Here is a 21293-nt window from a genome sequence, read left to right as displayed (position 1 = left end):
ATCGGGCACGGCGGGAAGGTGGTCTTCCGTCGGGCCTACGGCTCGCGCAAGCTTGCGGGCGAACCCGGATTAGAGGGAATGCCCGCGCCCGCCGAGCCGATGACCGAGGACACCATCTTTGACCTGGCGTCGCTGACCAAGAGCCTCGCCACGGCGACGGCCGTCATGCAGCTCGCCGAGCGCGGCTCTGTCTCGATCGACGAGCCCGTGCAGCGCTACCTGCCCGGCTTCAATACCGCGGGCGATCCTCGCCGTGCGCAGGTCACCGTCCGCATGTTGCTGACGCACACCTCGGGGTTGCCGGGCGACGTGAACCTCGGGGACCCGTGGGGGCTGGACGGGCCGGACAAGGCGGAAGGTATCCGTCGAGCGCTCACGACGCCGCTGGAGTCGGGCCCCGGCGGCGGCTACAGCTACTCCGATATCAACTTCATCGTGCTCGGCGCCTTGGTCGAAAAGCTCAGTGAGACGGCGTTAGACGGCTACGCGCAACAACACGTCTTCGACCCCCTCCGCATGACGGACACCCGCTACCTTCCGCTGGCCAAGGCGTGCGGGCCGCACAGCACGATCGGTTCGGCCATCGCCTGGACGTCCGCGCCCGGCGACGGGCGGCCATGCCCTGCCGGCACTTTCGACGTCGGCATCCTGCCGCGGGTCGCACCGACCGCGCGCGACGAAGAGAGCAGGGGCGACCCGGGCGCGAATCCCGACCTGGACCGCCTGCTGCGGGGCACCGTGCAGGACACCACCGCCCGGCGCATGGGAGGAGTCGCCGGTCACGCCGGCGTGTTCTCGACGGCGCACGACGTCAGCCTTTTCGCGCAAGCGCTGCTCGACCGGCTCGCGGGCCGCCCCAGCGAGTTTCCGTTGACACAAGCAACTCTGGAGCTGATGACCAGTCCGCAGCAGCCGGGACACAACGCCCACCAACTCGACGCCGCCAATGCGGCCAGTCGAGCGGCCGTCAGCGGCGGCCCGGACGCGAAGGACCCGTTGCTCGCTCCGCATTACCCCGCGATCGCGGGTGCGGATCTGCGCGGGCTCGGCTGGGACATCGACACCGCCGACTCGGTGGCGCGGGGAGCCGTCTTTCCGATAGGCAGCTTCGGCCACACGGGCTTCACCGGAACCTCACTGTGGATGGACCCGGGCTCGGACACGTACATCGTTCTGCTCTCGAACTCGATCCAGGTGCGCGGCAGCCCGCCGATGTCGAGATTGCGCGGTGAGGTCGCGACGGTAGCGGCGCGCGCCCTGCATCTGTGAGCAAGTGGGCGACCATGCTCAATCGAAAACCGTTGCCAGATCTGGCTTGCGCCAATGGGTCCGCATGAGGTGCAGCTGGTCCTCGACGACCGATGCCGACAACGGGGGCAACGCGTCGACGTCGAACCAGTCGATCGCCGACGTTTCGGTGTCCTCGGGTGCCACACGACCGCGCTCGCGGCACAGGAAGAACAGCTTGTAGACGTGGAAGAGGGGCAGCCGCCCAGACCCTCGGCCCTGCTTGTCCTGGTCGACTACGGCGACGAGCTTGTCGACGTCGACGACCAAACCGGCCTCTTCGCGCACCTCTTTGGCGACCGCCTCCGCCGGGCTTTCCAGTACGTCGCACCAGCCCCCCGGCAGGGTCCAACAGCCGTCGGCGCGCTCTTGCACCAGCAAGACCCGCTCGCTCGAGTCGAAGATCGCACCACGCACCGACACCTTGGGAGTCATGTACCCGCTGTCCATGGCGACCACGGCTCGTAACCGCTCGGGCCCGCCCTCGCTGATCAGCCCCAGCAGTTCCTCGCCGCACCGACGTACCTGTTCGTAGCGTTTGCGGTCGAAAGGATCCTCGGTGAAGCTCAGACCGTTCTGCGCGACGGCGAGCAGAGTCAGTGCTTGGTGGCGGATCAGTGCGGCGGCCTCAGGCGCTGGCGAACACATGGCCTCCAGTGTGCCCGCCGGGGTTCGCCTCGCCTCGCGCCCCGTCGCTCCGCCCCCGTCACGCGGATGGTGATCGGCGTGCATGCGTAGCGAGCGTCGCGGCATCCAGTTCGGTGCTCGTTCGATCCCAACGCGCCCAAAGGTGGTATTCCACAACGGCTTCGGCCGGCCCTCAGCCTCGCGAAGACGACTCTGGTGGCCAGCCGGATCGGCCCGGCGCCCCGAGGCTCGATTGCGCCGGAGCGCGGAGTTGATACGCTTCGACGTGGCCCGGTGGTCAGGCGTGAGGCCGGGCCTTGCGCTTCTGGACAAGCCAACGCCGGCCGTGAACGGGTGACCGGCCCACCGACCGCCTTGGAGGATTTCATGCGCAGGTGCGCGTCATGACCGATGCCGCTTGGGTTCTCTATACCGAGCAGATGGATAAGGTCGACGGCTGGTTCTTCGAGGCGGACGTCGAGATGTTCAGCAAGCTGCTCGCCAGCCAGACGGCGGAGGGCGTCACGGGCGACATCCTGGAGATTGGTGCGTATCAGGGCAAGTCCGCCATCCTCATGGGCTACAGCCTCCGCGATGACGAAGAGCTGGTCATCTGCGACCTCTTCAGCGACGTGATGCACCACGCTGACATCTCGACGAGGCCGCGCCAGCAGTACGCGGGTCTCGAGCAACAACAATTCCTGGCCAATTGGGATCGCTTTCACACGCGTCGACCCACACTCGCGGTGTGTGAGTCGACGCAGCTGGATCTGGGGGATCGGTCGCTGCGCTTCGCCCACATCGACGGGTGCCACAGTTACCGGTGCGTCGCCAGCGACATCCGCCTCGCGCTCTCGCACATGGCCTCACGGGGCGTGATCGCGCTCGATGACTATCGCGGCGTCGAGACGCCCGGCGTGGCCGCGGCCATCTGGCAAGCGGTCGGCAACGGCGTCCTCTTCCCCTTCGCCGCCACGTACATGAAGCTTTATGCCTGCGCGTCCGCCGCCGACCAGAGCTATTGGGCGAAGCGGGTGCGGGATCGCGGCGATATCTGCGTGCTGCCGGACTTCGATCTGCCCACCTATCAGGAAGTTTCGGCCGCCCAGCTCGACAGCTCGACCGGGCACGACGTGGCTGAATCCTGACTTAACCCGGCGGCCGCTCGGACGGCACCGACCCGTCCTCGGTCGGCAGCCGCGGCGAGGCTGAAGTTCCTTGCCGGACAGCCTCTTCCAGCACGTCGGCGGCGGCCGCGGCGCTCTGCGCAGGAGGCCTCAGGTGCGCGGCCACCTCGCGGGTTCGAGCGACACACTGTGGTGTGAGGATGGACCGCAGGTCCGAAACCAGGGTGTCCGGCGTCATCTCGGAGAAGTGGCGCCCGATGCCGACGCCGAGCTGATTGACCGCAGCCGCCCACATCGGTTGGTCGACCGACACCGCGAGGGCCAGGGTCGGAACGCCGGCCCTGATACCGGCGAACGTGGTGCCCGGTCCCGCGTGATGAACGACCGCGCGGCAGGCGGGGAACACCGCCGCGTGGTTCGCCGATCCCACGATCTTCACGTGGTCGGCGGCGGCCAGATGCGTGAAATCGCTGATGCCACTGGAGATCAACGCCCGCTCACCGAGCTGCGCGCACGCATCGCTGATCGTGGTGAGCAGGTCCTCGGGGAAGGCGACGCGTGCGCTGCTGCCGAACCCGAAGTAAATCGGCGGGGTCCCCGCGTCGATCCACGAAGCGACCTCCGCATCCAGCTCCGTCGACAACTCGAGCGTCAGACCCCCGACGAAAGGCCGCCGGACGTCGAACTTCGCCCATTCGGCACCCAGTCCGGGAAAGAACAGGTCGTCGTAGGCCTGCAGTTCCAGCGGTATCTGTGCACCGGCTCCCGGGCGTTCCGGCAGACCGAGGGTGCGGCGTTGGGCCGCCTCGGCCTCCTTGGTGATCTGCGAGCCCGGATCGTTCGGCGGAAGCGGATAGATGTGCAGCGCCGCCTGCGCGATGCCATGGTACTCGGCGACGTTGGCGGCCAGGCCCTGCTCGCTCGCGTCCGTCAGGATCAGGTCGGCGCCCTCGGACAGCGACACGAGCGCCGCACCTAGCGACGGCCAGAGTTCATTGAAGTCCCGCAGTATCTCCCATGCCATGAGCACGGGGTTGGGCGTATCACCCCATTTACGAGCAATATTGGCGTTCTGCTCCGTCTGGTCGCGGCCGTGCGGAACGGCGGTGAGGCCCGCGGAAGCGACGAAGTCGAGATAGTTCGGCGGGGCCGCCATTCGCACCTCGTGGCCGCGGCGGTGCAACTCCCGCGCGACGGTGGCGCACGGCTCGACGTCGCCGCGAGTTCCCAAGGTTGCCAGGGCGAACTTCATGGCCACAGCCTCACTCTCGGGGATGTGCCGGTGGCGACAGCGCCGCCTAGGTCTGACATTTCAGAGCCTCTCGAAAGTAAGCGATGGTCCGCTCGGCGCCCTGGTCGAACGACACCTGGGGGCGCCAGCCGAGGCGGGACTCGGCGAGGCTGATGTCAGGCTTGCGCTTGCGCGGGTCGTCGGGGGGAAGTGGCTCGAAGACGGTGACCGAAGGCGACCGGGTCATCTCCGTGATGATCCTTGCGGTCTCCAGAACCGTCAATTCCGTCGGGCTGCCGAGGTTGACCGGTCCTGTGAACGAGGGCTCGCTCCTCGCCATGATCACCAGGCCCCGCACCAGATCGTCGACGTAGCAAAACGATCGCGTCTGGCTACCGTCACCGAATACCGTGATTGGATTGCCTTGCAGCGCTTGGACGATGAAGGAGGAGATGATCCTTCCGTCTTCGATGTCCATTCTCGGGCCGTAGGTGTTGAAAATCCGGACGACCTTGATCGCAACGCCGTACAGGCGGGCATACTCGAGCATCAGCGTCTCGGCGACGCGCTTGCCTTCCTCGTAGCAGCCCCGAGTGCCGAAGCAGTTGACATTTCCCCAGTAGCTTTCGGACTGCGGGTGGACGGCCGGGTCACCGTAGACCTCGCTGGTCGACGCCTGCAGCATGGTTGCGCCGCTCTCCCGCGCCAGTTCCAACAGGTTCTTCGTCCCGACGTAGTTGGTCTCGAGGGTGAACAGCGGGTCCCGTTGGTAGGCGCGCGGCGACGCCGGGCACGCCAGGTTGAAGACGGTGTCGACCGAGCCCGTCAGCGCCGCGGTCAACGGTTGGGTGATGTCGTGCTCGAGGAAGCCGAAGCCCGGGTCCGAATCCAGATGTGCGATGTTCTCGCGCCTGCCGGTGCAGAAATTGTCCACGCCGAGCACCTCGACGCCCTCGCGGCGGAGACGATCGCACAGATGGGACCCCAGGAACCCGGCGGCGCCCGCGACCAGGGCTCTCATCTTGCGTTCTCCTTCGCTTCGGCACACGCCGTGGCGCTCGGGCGCGGGCGCTTCGGATCATAGATCTTCACGTCTCCGCCCACCGTTGCGGAACCGGCGGGGGAGCGCCGCGGTCCAAGCGCCGGCGGGATGTGCAGGTAGGGCTCCGCTCAGCGTGGTTCGACCAGCGTGAGCCAGCTCTCCGCGGCCGTCACTGCAGCGTGAGTTTGTGGACGCGTTCATCGTAGGGGACGAGTTCGCGGGCGCGCCCGGCGCGGATCTTGGCGACGAAATCAGGATTGGCCAGGGCGGCGCGCCCCACGGCGGCGATGTCGAATTCGCCGCGTTCGAGAACGAGCGTTCGCGTTTGTCGGCGATATGGCGTCGCCACCCGGGCATACGGACCGGGGTCGGTTCCGTTAGCACGAAGGTGCAGAACGACCGAACTGAGGGGAGTGCCATGCGCGCATACCGTTTCCGGGGCAGCGCCGGACTGGACGGCTTGGAATTGCATGACGAACCCGTCCCGTCGCCGCAGCGTGGGGAACTTCTGCTGCGCGTGACGGCTGTATCGCTGAACTACCGCGACGTAGCGATCCCGCTGGGCCGCTACGTCCGCGACAGCAAGCCGGGGCTGATTCCGTGCAGCGACGCTGCCGCCGAAGTCGTCGCGGTGGGTCCGGGCGTGACCGATTACCGGCCGGGCGACCGCGTCGTGAGCGCGTTCCACTCTCGCTGGTTCGGCGGTCCGCTACCAGCCACGGCGAATTCCGATAGCTATGGCAGCGGACAGGATGGCTGGCTCACCGAGTACAAGGTGGTTTCGCGCGAGGCCGTCCTTCCTATTCCCCAGGAGATGCCGGACGAACACGCCGCCACGCTGCCCTGCGCCGGCGTCACGGCCTGGAATGCGCTCAATGGCCCGACGCCAGTCCGGGCCGGACAAACCGTGCTGACGCTCGGCACCGGTGGCGTCTCGATCTTCGCCCTGCAACTCGCGAAAATCCTCGGTGGTCGTGTCGTCGCGACGACCTCCAGCGCTGAAAAGGCCGCGCGGCTGCGGGAATTGGGCGCTGACGACGTCGTCAACTACCGCAGCCATCCCGAGTGGGGGACGCAGGTACGCGAGCTGACCGGCGGCCGTGGGGTGGACCGCGTGATCGAAGTGGGAGGACCGGCCACCATCAACCAGTCGCTGCGGGCGATCGCCACGGGAGGGGAGGTCACTCTCATCGGGTTCCTCAGTGAGGACAACCCGGGCATCGACTACTTCGCGCTTCGGGGAGCTGGCGCCATCACACGGTCCATCACGGTCGGTGACCGCACCCAATTGCACGAGCTCATTCGCGCTGCCGCCGTCACCGGCCTCACGCCCGTGATCGACGACGTCATCGAATTCGCGGACGCTAAAACCGCTTTCGAGCGGCTACGCGACGGCAAGCACATCGGCAAACTCGTCATCCGAGTCGGTTGAACACTCGGTAGCGCGCGAGCGGTGACCGACGTCGGCCCGGATCAGCCGCATCCGTCGCGCCCGTCGGCGACGAGTGCCCAATACCGGCGTTCGCGCTCGGTCAGCTCGTTGCTGGTAATCGCGTCGAAGGCCGCGGCGTCGCGCTCGAGCCGCGCCGCCGCGTCGGGCAGCGCATCGGGACCCTCGAGCCGGAAGCAACTGGGCGCGAGCGGACCGAACAGCAAGGCACGCCGCAACTGCGGCCAGTTGCCCAGGCGCGGCTCGACCCCGGCGGCTCGGGCGAAGGCGAGGGCGACCAGATTCATGCGGGTTTTCTGCGGAGCGTCACGCTGGGCCCGGTAGGCCTGGATGGCGGAGCGCTGCTCGGCGTCCGAAGGCGGTGCTATCGCGCCGCCCCAGGCGTAGGCGATCCACCGCGCCTGAAGTTCAAGCGGCACAAAGTATCCGCCGGACTGGTCCCACATGCCGACGAATGCCAGTCCGGGCAGGTCGGGATGGAAGGTGTAGCGGTCCGTATCGAGATGCACCGTGTCGAGGTCGACGGCGGCCCGGATGTCGTCACTCAGGAACGGCAGGTGCAGATTGAATCCGGTGCCGAACACGAGACCGTCGAAATCCTCGGAGCGGCCGTCGCCGAACGTCACGGTGGTGCCCGCGATGCTGGTGATCCACGGCCGCACCGCGATCCGACCCTCGGCCACCAATGGCAGGTAGTGCTGGCACAGCGTGACGCCCGCGGCGAACAATGACGGCTCCGGGGCCGGTGCGCCGTACTGCTGCGGGCTGCCCCCCGCCTCGAGGACCATCTCCTTCAGTTGCCGGTCCACCTCGGGGGACGGCAGGCGCTCATTCGCCAGCGCGCCGTAGCGGGTGAACATCTTGTGATCGGACGGGATTCCCCCGGCGAATTTCGGCAGGATGTACCGCTGCCGGCGCTGAGTGACGACGACACGCGCCGCGCCCAATTGCGCCAGCTCCGAGGCGATCTCGAGTGCGCTGATCGCGCAGCCCGCCACCAGCACTTTCTTGCCGAGGTAGGGGGACGGCCCACGATAGGCGTAGGTGGAGATCGCGGCGGCGGAACCGCTGAACGTGTCGAGGCCTGGGATCGAGGGGATGGCGGGGGAGTGGAACCTTCCGGTTGCCACCACCACTCGGTCGAACCTTTCGGTACCACCGGTGTGTTCGACGAGCCATCCGTCACCGTCGGGCGCGATCCGGTCGATCCTTCTGCCGAACCGGATGCGCGGTGTCACCCCGAACGTGTCGGCGTAGCGGTGCAGGTAGTCCAGGATCTCTCGATTGGGCAGAAAGACGGCCTTGCTGCGGTGCTCGAGGTCGCTGAACGCGGTCATGATCCGACTGGTGTTGGTGTACATCGTGGGCCAGACGCCGCTTCGGCCGACCATGCCCGCCCACTGCCCACCCAGCGTCGTGCTCTGCTCGAACAGTGTCGGTTGCAGGTGCTGCGCGAGCAGCCAACGCGCCGCGACCAGCCCGCCGGGTCCCGCTCCGATCACCGCGACGGTTGCTGCCACCGCTGAACTGTCGCACGCGCGAGCGTGGGAGTGCGAGCGCCCGCGGTGCTCACACCTGCGTCTCGGGTGCCCACTTCGGGAGCCGCGCCTCGGCGCGGTGTGTCGATCGCGCCGCCGCCAGCGTCACCGCCCGCTCCCCGTTGATCGCGGTCAGCGGCGGCGGCTGCCCCTTGCGCAGCGTGGCGATCAGCTCCCGATAGGGCCCGATGAGGTAGACGGTGTCACCGGCTTGCAGACGAGCGTTGCGCCGCGGGCGCAGGCTCACCGGCCCGTCCGGCCGGGTGATCGCGATGACGCGCGTCTGAGTGGACAGGTCCACCATCCGCAACCCGTCGAGTTCGCTGCCGGCCGCCACCAGCATGCCGCCGACCATGAACGAGCGCTGTCCCACCCAGAACGTGCCCAGCACCTGCAGCCCCATCGCCGCGCCGATGAACCACGGCGCCGCCAGATCGACGAGCGAGCGCACGTTCTCGAACCCGAACTGCCGGTTCACCGCGGTGCCCAGCGCGCGGCCCTGCACCCGCATCACGATCGGGACCTGCGTGTCGGAGCCCAGAATCTCCAACAGCACGATGCCGGTGCGGATGTTCGCCATGTCGTCCTGGGTGACCACCGCCACCCCGCGGGCGCGGTCAACCCGCGCCGACTCGAGCGTCTGATGCATGGTCGAGTCGCCGAAGATGACCGGCACGTCGAGGTCCGCCGCGATCTTCAAGAAGCGGTTGGTCTCGTCCTGTTCGATCACCACCACGTCGTACCCGGCGGTGTGCAGGTCGGTGACGACGCGGATGCCGATCGACCCCAGCCCCACGACCACGATGTGCCCGCGCATGTGCCGCGCCCGTCGTACTCCGGCGTTCTGGCCGAGGCGTCGGGACAGCAACACGTCGGCCAGCGACGCGACCACCACGGCGGTCACGATCACGCCGCCGAACATGAGCGCGATGGCGAACAGCCGCAGGAAGGTCGACTGCTGGGCGAAGCTGAAGTCGCCGAAGCCGACACTGGTGATCGTCTCCGAGGTGAAGTACACCGCGTCGAGCCACGACATCCTCGGGTGCTGATAGGTGTAGCGCACGACGGCGGCCGAACCCATCATGAGCAGAAGCGTCAGCACAAGCGACGGCAGGAGCATCGGGCTGACGTCGTCGCGGATGGCGCGCGCGGCGTCCACCGCGCGCCGGACCCGGGAATTGCTGGAACGCGACGCCGTGGGAGGAGCCACCCGAATGCCACGGGCCGCCATCTCGTCGCGGACCCCGATCATCGAGGTCCAGTCGCCGGCGTAGACCGCCAGGTCGCGCCCCGGGCAGGGCACCACCTCCCCGGGCACGGGCGAGTTCTTCCCGTGCACGACCGCCACCGGCGCGAGGTCGCCGTAGATCTCCCGCAGGGTGCCCTGCTGCCGCGCCTCGGATCCCCAAACGACGAAGTCGATGCCGTCGGTGTCGAATTCGTGGGTGTTGCGCGACAGGACGGCCTCCACGACGGAAGGGGCGGCCAATTCGGCGACGTCCAAGATGGCGCCCGGGCCGTTGACGACAGACACCTTGGCGCGCAACACGTTGTCCGCCAGGCGCGCGACCACACGCACATTGGGGCTGTATTGGCGTGCCAGCAAGGCGATTTCGAGATTGACCGCGTCGTCGGGCCCGGCGCAGACCACGGCACGCGCCCGATGCACCCCAGCTCCGAGAAGGTCGGCGGCGGTGTTGATCTTGATGATCCGCGCGCCAGCACCCCGCAACTCCTCCGCGATCGTCCGGGACAGCGGGTCGTCGCCGCTGACGATGATCTCTCGGTGGAACTGGAAGACCTCACCCATGTGGCCGGCCCCGCTCGATCCTCGATCGCTGCCGCGGTTACCGCTGCGCGAGGACGGACTGCCGCGCCGGGAGAGGTTGCTCGCCGTCTGGGCGGGGCTTGTTGTAGCGCGGCATCGACACTCCCAAAGTTCACTGGTGCCTATGACTATCGGGCACGGTGCGCGAAACTGCCACCGGAACGGCCGGGCGCGACAGCGCCAACTTTCCTCACGCCCGCGCCGCAACAGGTTCGACCCCAGCTCGTCATGTCCAGGAAATAGTCGAGGCGTAGAACAAGCTCCGCGCTTGAAGTGCGTTCCGCGGGAGAAGAGTTGGCGCTCGACGCCGGCCCTCGGCAGGCACGAGCGGGGGAACGCCGCGTTCACCAGCAGCCCGCGCACCGAGCAAGGAGCAGTGAGTGTCCGAGACGACCCCCGACGATATCTTCAGGCTCGCGCGGGACGAGAAGATCGAATACGTCGACGTCCGCTTCTGCGACCTGCCGGGGACCATGCAGCACTTCACGATTCCCAGCTACGTCTTCGACGAGAACGTGTTCGAGGAGGGGTTGGCGTTCGACGGCTCGTCCATCCGCGGCTTCCAATCGATCCACGAGTCCGACATGTTGCTGCTTCCCGATCCCGAAACGGCGACCATCGATCCGTTCCGCTCGGCCAAGACGCTGATCGTGAACTTCTTCGTGCACGACCCCTTCACGCTGGAGCTGTATTCGCGCGATCCACGCAACGTCGCCCGCAAGGCGGAGAACTACCTGATCAGCTCGGGCATCGCCGACACCGCCTACTTCGGTCCGGAAGCCGAGTTCTACATCTTCGACTCGGTCAGCTTCGACTCGCGCACCGACACCTCGTTCTACAAGGTGGACGCCACCTCGGGTTGGTGGAATACCGGGGCGGAGGCCGAACCCGACGGCAGCCCGAACCTCGGCTACAAAGTCCGGCCCAAGGGCGGCTACTTCCCGGTGGCGCCCACCGACCACTACGTCGACCTGCGCGACGTCATGCTCACCCACCTCACCAACGCCGGCTTCTCGTTGGAGAAGGGGCACCACGAGGTGGGCAGCGGCGGCCAGGCCGAGATCAACTACAAGTTCAATACGCTGCTGCACGCGGCCGACGACCACCAGATGTTCAAGTACATCGTCAAGCAGACCGCGTGGCAGGCCGGCAAGACCGTGACCTTCATGCCCAAGCCGCTGTTCGGTGACAACGGCTCGGGCATGCACTGCCACCAGTCGCTGTGGAAGGACGGCGTGCCGTTGATGTATGACGACATGGGGTACGCGGGGCTGTCCGATACTGCCCGCCATTACATCGGCGGCCTGCTCTATCACGCGCCGTCGCTGTTGGCCTTCACCAACCCGACCGTCAATTCCTACAAGCGGCTAGTTCCGGGTTACGAGGCGCCGATCAACCTGGTGTACAGCCAGCGCAATCGGTCGGCGTGCGTGCGGATCCCGATCACCGGCAACAATCCCAAGGCCAAGCGGCTCGAGTTCCGTTGCCCGGACTCCTCGGGCAACCCGTATTTGGCGTTCTCGGCCATGCTGATGGCCGGCCTCGACGGCATCAAGAACAAGATCGAGCCGCCGCCCCCGATCGACAAGGACCTCTACGAGCTGCCGCCGGAGGAGGCCGCCGAGATCTCACAGGCGCCCACCCAGCTATCGGCGGTGATCGACCGACTGGAAGAGGACAGCGAATACCTCACCGAGGGCAGCGTATTCACCCCCGACCTGATCGAAACCTGGATCAATTTCAAGCGCAATTACGAGATCGCGCCCTACAACCTGCGGCCGACGCCCTACGAGTTCGCGCTGTATTACGACGTTTAGGGCCTGCGGTCAACGGCCCGAGCCCGGCTTCGCGGGGTTGTCCGTGACGACTTTGACGAGAGCCTCTCTCGCCACTCCGTCGAGATGGTGAGTCAGCAAGCCCTCCACGGCGAATACGCCGAGCGCAGTCCTCGGAGCGACCTCCGATTCGGGAAAACCGGCCTCGCGCAGGCCGTGCGCCAGCATGCCCTCGACAAGTGTGTGAAACCCTGTGTGCCACAGATCGATTCGTTGAGAAACGACGGTTCTCGCATGGACGGCCGTCACCAGTCGGTGGTAACGCTCCAGGCGCGCGACGACCCACAGCACCCGTTCGCTGAGTTCGGTCTCGGCGAGCTCGCCGATTTGCGTCGCGGCGTCGGTCACGATGCGTTCCAGAACGCCGACCAGCAGCGCGTCTTTGTCCTCGAAGTACCAGTAGATGGTCGTCGGGGTGACCCCGGCGGCCGCAGCGAGCTGCGCCATCGAGGTGTGGTCGTAGCCGACGTCGGTGAACAGTCGCTCGGCGACGGCGAGGATCTCGGCGCGCTTCTCCTCCGGGGCTTGCGGTCGTCTGTTGCGCGGCACAGGATCAGCCTATCTTGACCGCCATACAAGAAGCCTGTTAGCTTTCTTGAATTGCATACAAGAAAGCGTCGGCGGGATATGCGGCGGGCCGACCGCCGACCCGACGAGCAGTGACGGAGTGAAGGTGACAGCGACACCAGAATTGCGCTTCTCCCACAGCGAGGAGTCTTTTATTTCCAGCGGTGTGCGCTGCGCCGCGCGGGTCTATCGGCCCGCGGGACCGGAGGCGGGGCACCGAGCAGTCATTGTGATGGCGCATGGCTTCGGAGGCGTGCGCGCCTTGCGCCTCTACGCCTACGCCGAACGATTCGCCGCCGCCGGCTACATCGTTGTCGTCTTCGACTACCGGGGCTTCGGTGACAGCGAGGGGTGGCCCCGTCAGCTTCTCAGCATCAAGGCGCAACATGCCGACTGGAGAGCGGCCCTGAGATTCGCGCGTGCAGTCGCGGGGTCGGACCCGGACCGCGTGATCGCTTGGGGGACGTCGTTCGCCGGAGGCCATGTCATCGCTCTTGCCGGCGCGGGCGAACCGTTGGCCGCGATCATCGCTCAGGTGCCGCACATCAGCGGTCCCGCCGCCGTCCGCGCCACCGGCGTCCGCGCCGGTCTTCGGCTCGCGCCGTACGGCCTACGAGACCAGCTTCGGGCGTGGTTACGTCGACCACCGGTGTACGTGAATTCCGCTGGCGCGGTCGGGGAGCCGGCGGTAATGACGTCGCCGGACGCCTTGCCCGGCATGGAGCGGCTGATCACCGACTCGGCGCTCGCTGCCGACGCCTACCCGACGACCGTCGCCGCCCGCATCGTGCTGCGTATCGTCGCCTACTCACCGGGGCGGCATGCCGGTTCCATCACGTGCCCCGCCCTCGTCCAAATCGCCGAGCACGACGCCGTGACTCCGACACGCGTCGCCCTGCGAGCCGCGGGCAAGATGACGGCGGCGACGGTGCACACCTACGATTGCGGCCACTTCGATCCCTACGTGGAACCGCTATTCTCGACGGTCGTCGCCGACCAACTCGCGTTTCCCGCCCAGCACGTGCCCGCGCAGGGCAAATCATAGCGGATGCGGGTGCCTCGGTTCGTGCCCGCTGATGCGTTGCATGTCAAGGGTTTTCGCTGATCCACTCGGTGGTGAACCGCACGATCTCCGGCACGCTCTTGGCCAGATCCGACCCGATCGACTTTTCCAACTTGCCGCCCACGAGCGGGATCTTGACCTCCACGCGCACCTCCGAACGCAGTTGCGAACCCTGACCCGACGGTGCCAGCCACATGTCCGCACGGCCCGATCCCAGGCCCGCGGAGGCCGAGACGTTGATCTGGCCGCGCACCTGCCGCTCGCCGTCGGGCCGCCACGTCTCGCTGTGCACCAGCCTCACCTCGCCTGGGACCACCTTGGCGATCAGCCCCGGCAGCAGCTGGCGCCCCAGGTGCTGGACGACGCGGACCGACACCGCGCCGCTGGCGTCGATGTCCAGGGCGTCCAGCGTGGTCACCGCCTCGGCGCCGCCGGCGGCGATGCGGGCTCGCCAATACGCCTCACGCGCGAACGCCGCATGGATCTGCTCGACGCTGGCGGGCGAATCCGCAACGACATCGAAGGAGCGCGCCATGCCCGACATTGTCCCAAAACGTCGATCGGATGCTGCCGTCCGCCCGCTGCGTGCGGTTATTCGCCGAGGTGTGTCCCCGGCGTGACCTGGGCGCGACCGGCGGGCGGGAGGCTCGATGCTCATGACGGCGCTCGCGGTCCTGGGTGCGTTCGCGGCGGCGCTGTGCCTGGGCTACCACCTCGGCCGGTGCGCCGGTTCGACGCGGTCGTCGCGCAGGCGCCGAACGACCCGAGTGGCGATCGGCGGCCGCGCGCTTGGCCTGCTCGTGGTGATGGCCGAGCGCCGCGTGCGGCGCAGGCTTCGACTCGCACGCTGGGCACCCGACGCCCTCGGCCGGGCAATGCCGACCGCCTACGAGGTGCTCCGCGGCGGCCTTGCCCGGGCGCGGTCCTACTGAGCCGAGCCCGGCAACCCCCGCGCCAACCTGGATCCACGGGCGACCCAACCGGGGTGTTAGGAATGGTTGGCCAGCACCGCTCCGAACGACGGGATCTTTGATGTCAGCACTGCAGGGCAAGGTCGCGTTCGTCACCGGAGCGTCGTCGGGGCTGGGCGCCGAGACCGCCCGGGAGCTGTCGCGGCAGGGCGCCACCGTCTACGGCGTCGGGCGCGACACCGCCCGCTTGGAGCAGGTGTTCGCCGACGTGGACCGGGGGACGTACGCGGCGGTGGACGTCGCCGACGCCCAGGCCTGCCGCGACGCGATCGAGCGTTGCGTGGGGGAGTTCGAGGGACTCGACGTGCTGGTCAACGTCGCGGGCAAACACCAGATGCGCCGAACGGAATCGATGACCGACGACGACTGGGCGCAGGACCTGGCGGTCAACCTCACCGGTCCCTTCTCCCTGTGCCGGGCGGCGCTGCCGCACCTGTTACTACGCGGCGGCAACATCGTCAACGTCAGCTCCATCGCCGGCGTCGAAGGTCAGGCGTATTCAGCCGGCTACTGCGCCGCCAAGCACGGCTTGATCGGGCTGACCCGCGCCCTGGCGGTCGAGTACACGGCCGATCGCCTGCGCGTCAACGCCGTCTGTCCCGGCGGCATGCTCACCCCGCAGATCGAGCAGTTCAGCGCCCCGGAGGACCCGAACTACGACTTGATCATGCGCACCGCCTCGCCGCGCGGCATGATGCAACCCCTCGACGTGGCGAAGGTGATCGCGTTTCTGGCCAGTGACGCCGCGGCCGCGGTACACGGCGCCGTCTACCGAGTCGACAACGGCAAGGGCGCCGGGTAGCCGCCGCCGGTGAGGTTTCCCGCCCGGCCCATCGGGCAACTGTCTTGACCGATGGAACGAGTCGCGGGCGCACCTCACGCGGTCATCTCTGGAGCCGGTATCGCGGGCCCGGCGTTGGCGCACCAACTGGCGGCGCGGGGCTGGCGGACCACCGTCGTCGAACGCGCTGCGCGCCGCCGCGACGAGGGGCACAACATCGACGTGCGCGGCGCCGCGCGTGAGGTCGTGCGCCGCATGGGCATCGAGGACGAGATCCGTGCAGCCAGCACCGAAGAGGTCGGCATGCGCTTCGTCGACGAGGCCGGCGCGGCCGCGGCCTCGTTCCCGGTCGACCCGTCGGCCCGATTCGACGGTCCCACAGCCGAGTTCGAAATCCTGCGCGGTGAGCTGTCCCGCATCCTCGTCGAACGGACCATCGACGTCACCGAGTACCGTTTCGACACCCGGATCACCGACCTGATCGACGACGGTCACCGGGTCACCACGCTGCTCGACGACGGCACGTCCCTCGCTGCGGACGTGGTCGTCGTAGCCGACGGATTACGTTCGGCCACACGCAGATTCGTGACCTCCGTGGCGATCACCGAATTGGGCATGTACATGGCGTACCTGACCATCCCGCGACGGGAGTCCGACGACCGGTGGTGGAACTGGTATCACGCGCCCGGCTCGCGCGCCGTGCACCTGCGGCCTGACAACCTCGGGACGAGCCGGGCGATGCTGAGCTTCCTCTCCGAGGTGCGCGGCCTGCAAAGGATTCGCCGCGACGACCAGATCGCGGTGCTGCGCGCGACCTTCGCGGACGCGGGCTGGGCCGCACCGCGCATCTTGGCCGAACTCGATGACGCGCCGATGTACTTCGACGCGCTTGGGCAGGTCCGGGCGCCGCGCTGGAGCAAGGGCAATGTGGTGTTGCTCGGTGACGCCGCGTTCTGCGTGTCCCCGGTCGGTGGCGGCGGTTCGAGCCTCGCGCTGATCGGCGCGTATGTCTTGGCCGAAGAGATCTCTCGGACAACGGATTACCCGGCGGCGTTCGACCGCTACGAGAACTTTATGCGGCCGCACGTCAACGCCGCGCAAAACGTTCGACCCGCGGTGCTGCGGCTGGCCAATCCCCGCACCCGGGCCGGCATCCGCGCTCTGCGGGCCGGGGCTCGGGTGCTGGCGAGTCCGGCCGCCAACGCCGCGACGAACCTGTTCGGCAGGCGGTTCGGCAACGCCGCGGCCAACGACGTTGAGCTGCAGGCTTATTCGTAAGCAGTCGGATCAGTTCCGCAGCCCGGTGAGGAACCGCTGCACGGTCCGGGTCAGCGAGCGCGGGACATGGTCGGGATCCATCAGGTCATTCTCGGCCAGCGGACCCGCCTCGCCGGCCACCGTACGCGCGGTGAAGCGCCGCAACGTCCGTCCGGTGCCGCGCAGCGACTCGACGGCGCGCAGAAGTGAACTCCTCTCAACGAGAGCGTCTTGCAGCTGCTCGACGGTGAGGCCGAGATGCTCGGCGATCAGCCGGTTACGCACCCCCGTGATGAGGCCGCGCACCTCGGCGTCCTCGGCACGGTCCGGGTTCGCCTCAATCGCGATGTCACATTCGCTGTCGAAGCCCAGTGACCGGTTGTTGATGTTCGACGAGCCGATGCGCAGCAGTCGGTCGTCGACGATCATCACCTTGGCATGGACGTAGATCGGCGTACCGCCGCTGGTCTCGGGCCAATAGACGCCCAGCCGGCGATACTCGTCGGCCTCCCACAGCAGGCGGATGAGGTCGTGGCGGGCGCTATCCATGGTCTCGCGCTCCAGCGGATTGTTGCCGCGGCGCGCGATCGTGATGACGATCTCGGGGCCGTCGGCTTCGCGGAGTCTCGCGGCGAGCGCCTCGACGATGCGCCGGGCCGCCAAGTACTGGTTCTCGATGTAGATGGTGTGGCGGGCGGCGTCGATGGCGGCCAGGTTGAGCGCCTCCACCTCCCGGACCTCGCGGGCCGCCTGCGATTCGGGCAGGGTGCGCGCGATGCCGACCTCGACGTCACGAAGCAGCGGAACGAGCCTGCTGGGCCAGGCGCTGTGTTTGGGTTCGACCGGCGCCAGCTCCTGCTCGGTCGCGGTCTGCCAGCGCCGCAGCGCCTCCGCCCCCAGCCCGCGCGCGGCGGCGCCGTCGACCGCGGCGGCGATCTCGTGGCGCGGGCCGTAGCCGCGCCCGGCCGCCCGCCGGTCGCGACTGGCGTGCTCGTGGTCTGGCGTGTCCCACCGCTCGAGGGTGAGGTCGATGCCGCCGCAGAACGCGACCGCGTCGTCGACGACGACGATCTTCTGGTGATGCACCGCGCCCACCGGATGCGCGCCGTCGATGGCGAAGTGCAGCCGCCTGCTGCTGATCTGGTTGACCAGCGCTACCGGGGCGAAGTTGCCCCAGATGCTGTCGAAGACCGACAGCAGGCGCAGGTTGGACTTGAGCAAGTAGATGTCGAGCGTCGGCCGTTTCCACAGCAACCAGTACAGGAACGCGCCGAGCTGATTCGGGCCCGGCAGCGTCTTCTTGCCGCGTTCGAAGGTCATCCGGGAGTCGAGGTCCCAGCCGATCACCATGATTCGATGCCGGGCGCGCAGCATCGCGGCCTTGACGTGCTTGAAGTAGTCGGCCGCGTCGACGATGCAGGCGAACTGATCGGCGGTCTCCACGCGCCAGCACGTCTGGCCGGGAAGCAACAGTCGATCGTCGCGCAAGCCAAACCCTTTCACCGCACGGTTCGGTGCGGACCTCCCCTGTGTATCACAGCAACTTTCGACGCCGGGACGCGTGCTAGGCCCGTATTGCGTATAGGTGATCCGCTCGTTAATAGTCCGAGAACCCGACAGGACAACGGCGCCGATCTGTACGAGGATGAAGGCCATGCGATTGGTTGTGATGCTGGCGGGCCTCGCCGCCGCGGTCGCGGGGGCCTCCGCGGCACATGCCGACCCCAGCCCGGGGGGCTCGGACGCCAGCTTCCTGGCGGCACTCAAGCAGGCCGGCATCACCTTCGAAAGTCCCAACGTCGCCATCGGAGTGGGCAAGCGGGCGTGCCAGCTGATGGATCAGGGCAACCCCGAATACGACGTCATCAAAAACGTGTCCAACGCCAATCCCGGCTTCACCATGGACGGCGCCGCCCAATTCACCATGATCGCCGCGAGCGCGTACTGCCCCGCGCACCTGGGTCAGCCGATCACTCCGCCGCCACCCCCGCCGCCGACTCCGTTGCCGCCCTCGCAGTGGCCCATCATCGACTTCCCGATCATCACCCCAGGCGCGGCCTGAGCCGTCGGCGCGCCGGTCGATATTCGGGGGTCCCTGCGCGGCGCGACGGCGTGCTCCTAGGCTGATTGACCATGTCAATCGACCGAGCCGCACTCCTGGCGGGCAGCATCCGATTCGCCTCCGGCATCTCGTTTCTCGCCGACCCCTTGCGCGCGAACCGGCTCTGGGGTGACCCCGACGAGCCGACGCCCACGGCGCAATTGTTGTTGCGCTCCATGGGCTATCGCGACGCACTCATCGGCGGGTTGCTGGCGGTGGCGGGGCTGCGCGGCCGCAACACCCGCGGCTGGTTCCTCGCGTCGGCTGGGGCCGACGCGGCCGATCTCCTCGGCGGTTGGGGTGTGCACGAACAGCTCAAGCCTTCGCAACGGGTGATCGGGCTGGGCGGCGCCGCCGTGGGCGTCGGCACCGGGTTGTGGGGGGCGGCGCGCCGGTCGACCCGCAAACCGGACGCACCCGAAAGCGTCCGACGCGTCTAGTGAAAGGTCATGTCCCGCAGAAGGTTTGGTAGGTTCCGAAGTCGTCGGGGGCGGGAGCGGCGTAGCGCTCGAGGCCGGGCCGCTCGTCGTAGGGTGCGGTGACTGCGGCGAGCAGTCGCTCGAGCGCGGTCACGTCGCCCGCCGTGGCGGCGGTCAGGGCCTCCTCGACGAGATGGTTGCGCGGGATGTAGATCGGGTTGGTGCGGTCCATCGACGCGGCGTCCGGGCCCAACGCCCGCCAGCGGCACAACCACTCGTCGAAGCCGGCGAGGTCGGCGAACAGCCCACGCGCGGGTTCGGCGTCGGCGAGCGTGGTGCCGCGCGCCGCGCGACCCAGGTGCCGGAAGAACGAGGTGTAGTCGACGTGGCTGGCCGTCAGCAGGCCGAGCAGGTCGTCGATGAGCGGTGTCGCGACAGCGCCGTCGAGTCCGTCGGGTAGGCCGAGTTTGGCGCGCATCCCTGCGCCCCACACCGCGTCGTAGCGCTGCTGGAAGATGCCGAACGACCCCTCCACGAGGGTGATCGCCTCGTCGGTGTCGGCGGAGATCAACGGCAGCAGGGTTTCGGCGAAGCGGGCGAGGTTCCAACCGGCGACCAACGGTTGATTGCCGTAGGAGTAGCGCCCCCAATGATCGATCGAGCTGTAGACGGTCTCGGGGTCGTACGCCTCCATGAAGGCGCAGGGCCCGTAATCGATCGTCTCACCGGAAATGGTCATGTTGTCGGTGTTCATCACCCCGTGCACGAAGCCGATCAGCATCCAGCGGGCCAGCAGCGACGCCTGAGCGTCGACCACGGCCTCGAATAGGGCCAGGTAGGGGCGTTCGGCGTTCGCGGCGTCGGGGTAGTGCCGGGAGATTGCGTAGTCGGCCAGGCGGCGCAACAGCTCCAGCCCGCCGGGGCCCGCCGACGCCGCGTACTGCGCGGCGTACTGGAAGCTGCCTACCCGCAGGTGGCTGCGGGCGACGCGGGTGAGGACGGCCCCCGGCAGGATCGTCTCGCGGTGGACCGGGCGCCCGGTGCCCACGACGGCCAGGGAGCGGGTGGTCGGCACCCCGAGCGCGTGCATCGCCTCGCTGACGACGTATTCGCGCAGCATCGGCCCGACGGCGGCCAGTCCGTCACCGGCGCGGGCGAACGGCGTCGGGCCCGACCCCTTCAAATGGATGTCCCGAAGCTGTCCGTCCCCGGCCGCGAGCTCGCCGAGCAGCAGCGCGCGCCCGTCGCCCAGTCGCGGGACGAACCCGCCGAACTGGTGGCCGGCGTAGGCCTGGGCGGCGGGAGCGGCGCCGACGGGCAGCCGGTTGCCAACCAGAAACCGCACCCCGTCGGGGCCGCGCAACCACGCGACGTCCAGGCCCAGCTCGCCGGCCAGCCGCTCGTTGAGGATCAAGAGCTGCGGGTCCGCGAAGGTCTCGGCCTGCCACCGCACGGCCATCTCCGGCAGCGCGTGCAGGAACCCGTGCTGTAGCGAAACGGTCATGTCCGGTGCGACGCTCACCGCACCGACACTACGGAAAGTGCGGCTCTCGACGTGCGCCGACGTGACCGCCTAGCCGAGCGCCTGGCCAATGAGATCGCGGGCCCGATCGAGCATCGAGGCGAACGGGCCGAGCGCGAAGTTCTTCTTCGCCGACTCCACGCCGGGATGCGGGTGGGTGGGCGCGATGGCCTCGGCGGCACGGACCGCGGCGCCCATCCGCTTCAGGTCGTCCTCGTCGAGCTGCTTTTGCAGCACGGGAAACTCCTCGGCCTCCTCCTGCCGGGCGTGCTCGAGAACGGCTTCCCGCAGCTTGGTGACCTGGTCGACGAATTCCTGGGAGGTGATGTCGAGCTTTTCGATGTTCGACAGCAGCTCTTTGGAGGCGTGCTCTTCCTCGAGCCGCGCGTCGACGATCGCGTCACCGCTGTCCGATTCGCGGCGCACCCGCGGATGCACCACCATCTCCTCGGCGGTCTCGTGCACGGCCAGCAGCTGGCGCAGCGCCGCGAAAGGCTTCTCCCGCGCTTGCGGGTCCGAGGCGTGGAGGACCTCGTCGAACATGTCCTCGATGAGGTTGTGTTGCGCCTTTAGGAAAGCGACGACTTCCTCGGGCGATTCGACAATCATGTCTGACATCGCCAATACCTCCAATGGTCTGGGAAATG

Annotated in this window: 20 protein-coding genes; 10 read left to right on the top strand and 10 right to left on the bottom strand. The window is 68.0% G+C overall.

Annotation, left to right across the window (positions count from 1 at the left end; all coding sequences use genetic code 11):
* Window positions 1–1269 (top strand): serine hydrolase (locus A5714_RS03290; protein WP_068282736.1); only part of this gene is annotated, 1269 nt, incomplete at its 5' end.
* Between the two features lie 18 nt (window positions 1270–1287).
* Here the strand turns inward: A5714_RS03290 and A5714_RS03285 are convergent.
* A complete protein-coding gene (locus A5714_RS03285) occupies window positions 1288–1935 on the bottom strand; it encodes an NUDIX hydrolase N-terminal domain-containing protein (protein ID WP_068282710.1) in 648 nt (215 codons plus the stop codon).
* A gap of 383 nt (window positions 1936–2318) precedes the next feature.
* Here A5714_RS03285 and A5714_RS03280 point away from each other — a divergent pair, with 383 nt between their 5' ends.
* A complete protein-coding gene (locus A5714_RS03280; protein WP_068282733.1) occupies window positions 2319–3062 on the top strand; it encodes a class I SAM-dependent methyltransferase in 744 nt (247 codons plus the stop codon).
* Between the two features lies 1 nt (window position 3063).
* On the opposite strand, the gene A5714_RS03275 is transcribed toward A5714_RS03280, so the two are convergent.
* Both A5714_RS03275 and A5714_RS03270 read right to left on the bottom strand, forming a co-directional pair.
* Window positions 3064–4293, bottom strand: coding sequence for a glycosyltransferase (locus A5714_RS03275; RefSeq protein ID WP_082959545.1), 1230 nt, complete (start codon window positions 4291–4293; stop codon window positions 3064–3066).
* A 46-nt stretch (window positions 4294–4339) separates the two neighbouring features.
* Window positions 4340–5293, bottom strand: a complete 954-nt coding sequence (locus A5714_RS03270) for a UDP-glucuronic acid decarboxylase family protein (RefSeq protein WP_068282708.1) — start codon at window positions 5291–5293, stop codon at window positions 4340–4342.
* A gap of 208 nt (window positions 5294–5501) precedes the next feature.
* Between A5714_RS03270 and A5714_RS03260 the strand changes: the two genes are divergently transcribed.
* Complete coding sequence (locus A5714_RS03260; protein ID WP_231973803.1) at window positions 5502–6746, top strand: NAD(P)-dependent alcohol dehydrogenase; 1245 nt, start codon at window positions 5502–5504, stop codon at window positions 6744–6746.
* Between the two features lie 41 nt (window positions 6747–6787).
* Here the strand turns inward: A5714_RS03260 and A5714_RS03255 are convergent, their stop codons facing one another.
* Together A5714_RS03255 and A5714_RS03250 are read right to left on the bottom strand one after the other, a co-directional pair.
* Window positions 6788–8284, bottom strand: a complete 1497-nt coding sequence (locus A5714_RS03255; RefSeq protein WP_068282705.1) for an NAD(P)/FAD-dependent oxidoreductase — start codon at window positions 8282–8284, stop codon at window positions 6788–6790.
* A gap of 49 nt (window positions 8285–8333) precedes the next feature.
* Window positions 8334–10112: an NAD-binding protein gene (locus A5714_RS03250; RefSeq protein ID WP_068070429.1), complete on the bottom strand. Its 1779-nt coding sequence runs from the start codon at window positions 10110–10112 to the stop codon at window positions 8334–8336.
* A 398-nt stretch (window positions 10113–10510) separates the two neighbouring features.
* On the opposite strand from A5714_RS03250, the gene glnA reads away from it, so the two are divergent.
* Window positions 10511–11947, top strand: a complete 1437-nt coding sequence (gene glnA / locus A5714_RS03245) for a type I glutamate--ammonia ligase (RefSeq protein ID WP_068070430.1) — start codon at window positions 10511–10513, stop codon at window positions 11945–11947.
* A 9-nt stretch (window positions 11948–11956) separates the two neighbouring features.
* Here glnA and A5714_RS03240 read toward each other — a convergent pair whose 3' ends face one another.
* Window positions 11957–12514: a TetR/AcrR family transcriptional regulator gene (locus tag A5714_RS03240; protein ID WP_068282701.1), complete on the bottom strand. Its 558-nt coding sequence runs from the start codon at window positions 12512–12514 to the stop codon at window positions 11957–11959.
* Window positions 12515–12632: 118 nt separating this feature from the next.
* Here A5714_RS03240 and A5714_RS03235 point away from each other — a divergent pair, with 118 nt between their 5' ends.
* On the top strand, window positions 12633–13577 hold the full coding sequence (locus tag A5714_RS03235) for an alpha/beta hydrolase (RefSeq protein ID WP_231975732.1): 945 nt from the start codon (window positions 12633–12635) through the stop codon (window positions 13575–13577).
* Between the two features lie 43 nt (window positions 13578–13620).
* Here A5714_RS03235 and A5714_RS03230 read toward each other — a convergent pair whose 3' ends face one another.
* Window positions 13621–14130, bottom strand: coding sequence for a DUF2505 domain-containing protein (locus A5714_RS03230; protein WP_068282698.1), 510 nt, complete (start codon window positions 14128–14130; stop codon window positions 13621–13623).
* A 121-nt stretch (window positions 14131–14251) separates the two neighbouring features.
* Between A5714_RS03230 and A5714_RS03225 the strand changes: the two genes are divergently transcribed.
* From A5714_RS03225 to A5714_RS03215, 3 genes are all read left to right on the top strand, one after another.
* Complete coding sequence (locus tag A5714_RS03225; RefSeq protein ID WP_068282722.1) at window positions 14252–14527, top strand: hypothetical protein; 276 nt, start codon at window positions 14252–14254, stop codon at window positions 14525–14527.
* Between the two features lie 100 nt (window positions 14528–14627).
* Entirely contained in the window at window positions 14628–15368 is a 741-nt protein-coding gene (locus A5714_RS03220) for an SDR family NAD(P)-dependent oxidoreductase (RefSeq protein WP_068282696.1), read from the top strand.
* 51 nt (window positions 15369–15419) lie between these two features.
* A complete protein-coding gene (locus A5714_RS03215) occupies window positions 15420–16625 on the top strand; it encodes an FAD-dependent monooxygenase (protein WP_068282692.1) in 1206 nt (401 codons plus the stop codon).
* Window positions 16626–16634: 9 nt separating this feature from the next.
* Here the strand turns inward: A5714_RS03215 and A5714_RS03210 are convergent, their stop codons facing one another.
* On the bottom strand, window positions 16635–18092 hold the full coding sequence (locus tag A5714_RS03210) for a phospholipase D-like domain-containing protein (RefSeq protein ID WP_068282690.1): 1458 nt from the start codon (window positions 18090–18092) through the stop codon (window positions 16635–16637).
* Window positions 18093–18258: 166 nt separating this feature from the next.
* Here A5714_RS03210 and A5714_RS03205 point away from each other — a divergent pair, with 166 nt between their 5' ends.
* Window positions 18259–18666 (top strand): DUF732 domain-containing protein, encoded by a 408-nt coding sequence (locus A5714_RS03205; RefSeq protein ID WP_197502704.1) that lies wholly within the window; start codon window positions 18259–18261, stop codon window positions 18664–18666.
* A 71-nt stretch (window positions 18667–18737) separates the two neighbouring features.
* Window positions 18738–19145, top strand: a complete 408-nt coding sequence (locus tag A5714_RS03200; protein ID WP_068282687.1) for a DUF4267 domain-containing protein — start codon at window positions 18738–18740, stop codon at window positions 19143–19145.
* 7 nt (window positions 19146–19152) lie between these two features.
* On the opposite strand, the gene A5714_RS03195 is transcribed toward A5714_RS03200, so the two are convergent.
* Both A5714_RS03195 and A5714_RS03190 read right to left on the bottom strand, forming a co-directional pair.
* Complete coding sequence (locus tag A5714_RS03195) at window positions 19153–20628, bottom strand: YdiU family protein (protein WP_197513529.1); 1476 nt, start codon at window positions 20626–20628, stop codon at window positions 19153–19155.
* 69 nt (window positions 20629–20697) lie between these two features.
* Window positions 20698–21264 carry a hemerythrin domain-containing protein gene (locus tag A5714_RS03190; protein ID WP_068282679.1) on the bottom strand — a complete coding sequence of 189 codons (567 nt, stop codon included), beginning with the start codon at window positions 21262–21264 and terminating at the stop codon, window positions 20698–20700.
* Window positions 21265–21293 lie beyond the last annotated feature (29 nt).

The organism is Mycobacterium sp. E2462 (assembly GCF_001672685.1).
GTDB lineage: Bacteria > Actinomycetota > Actinomycetes > Mycobacteriales > Mycobacteriaceae > Mycobacterium.
The sequence above is the reverse complement of the archived record's forward strand: the minus strand, read 5'-3'. Positions and strand labels throughout refer to the sequence as shown.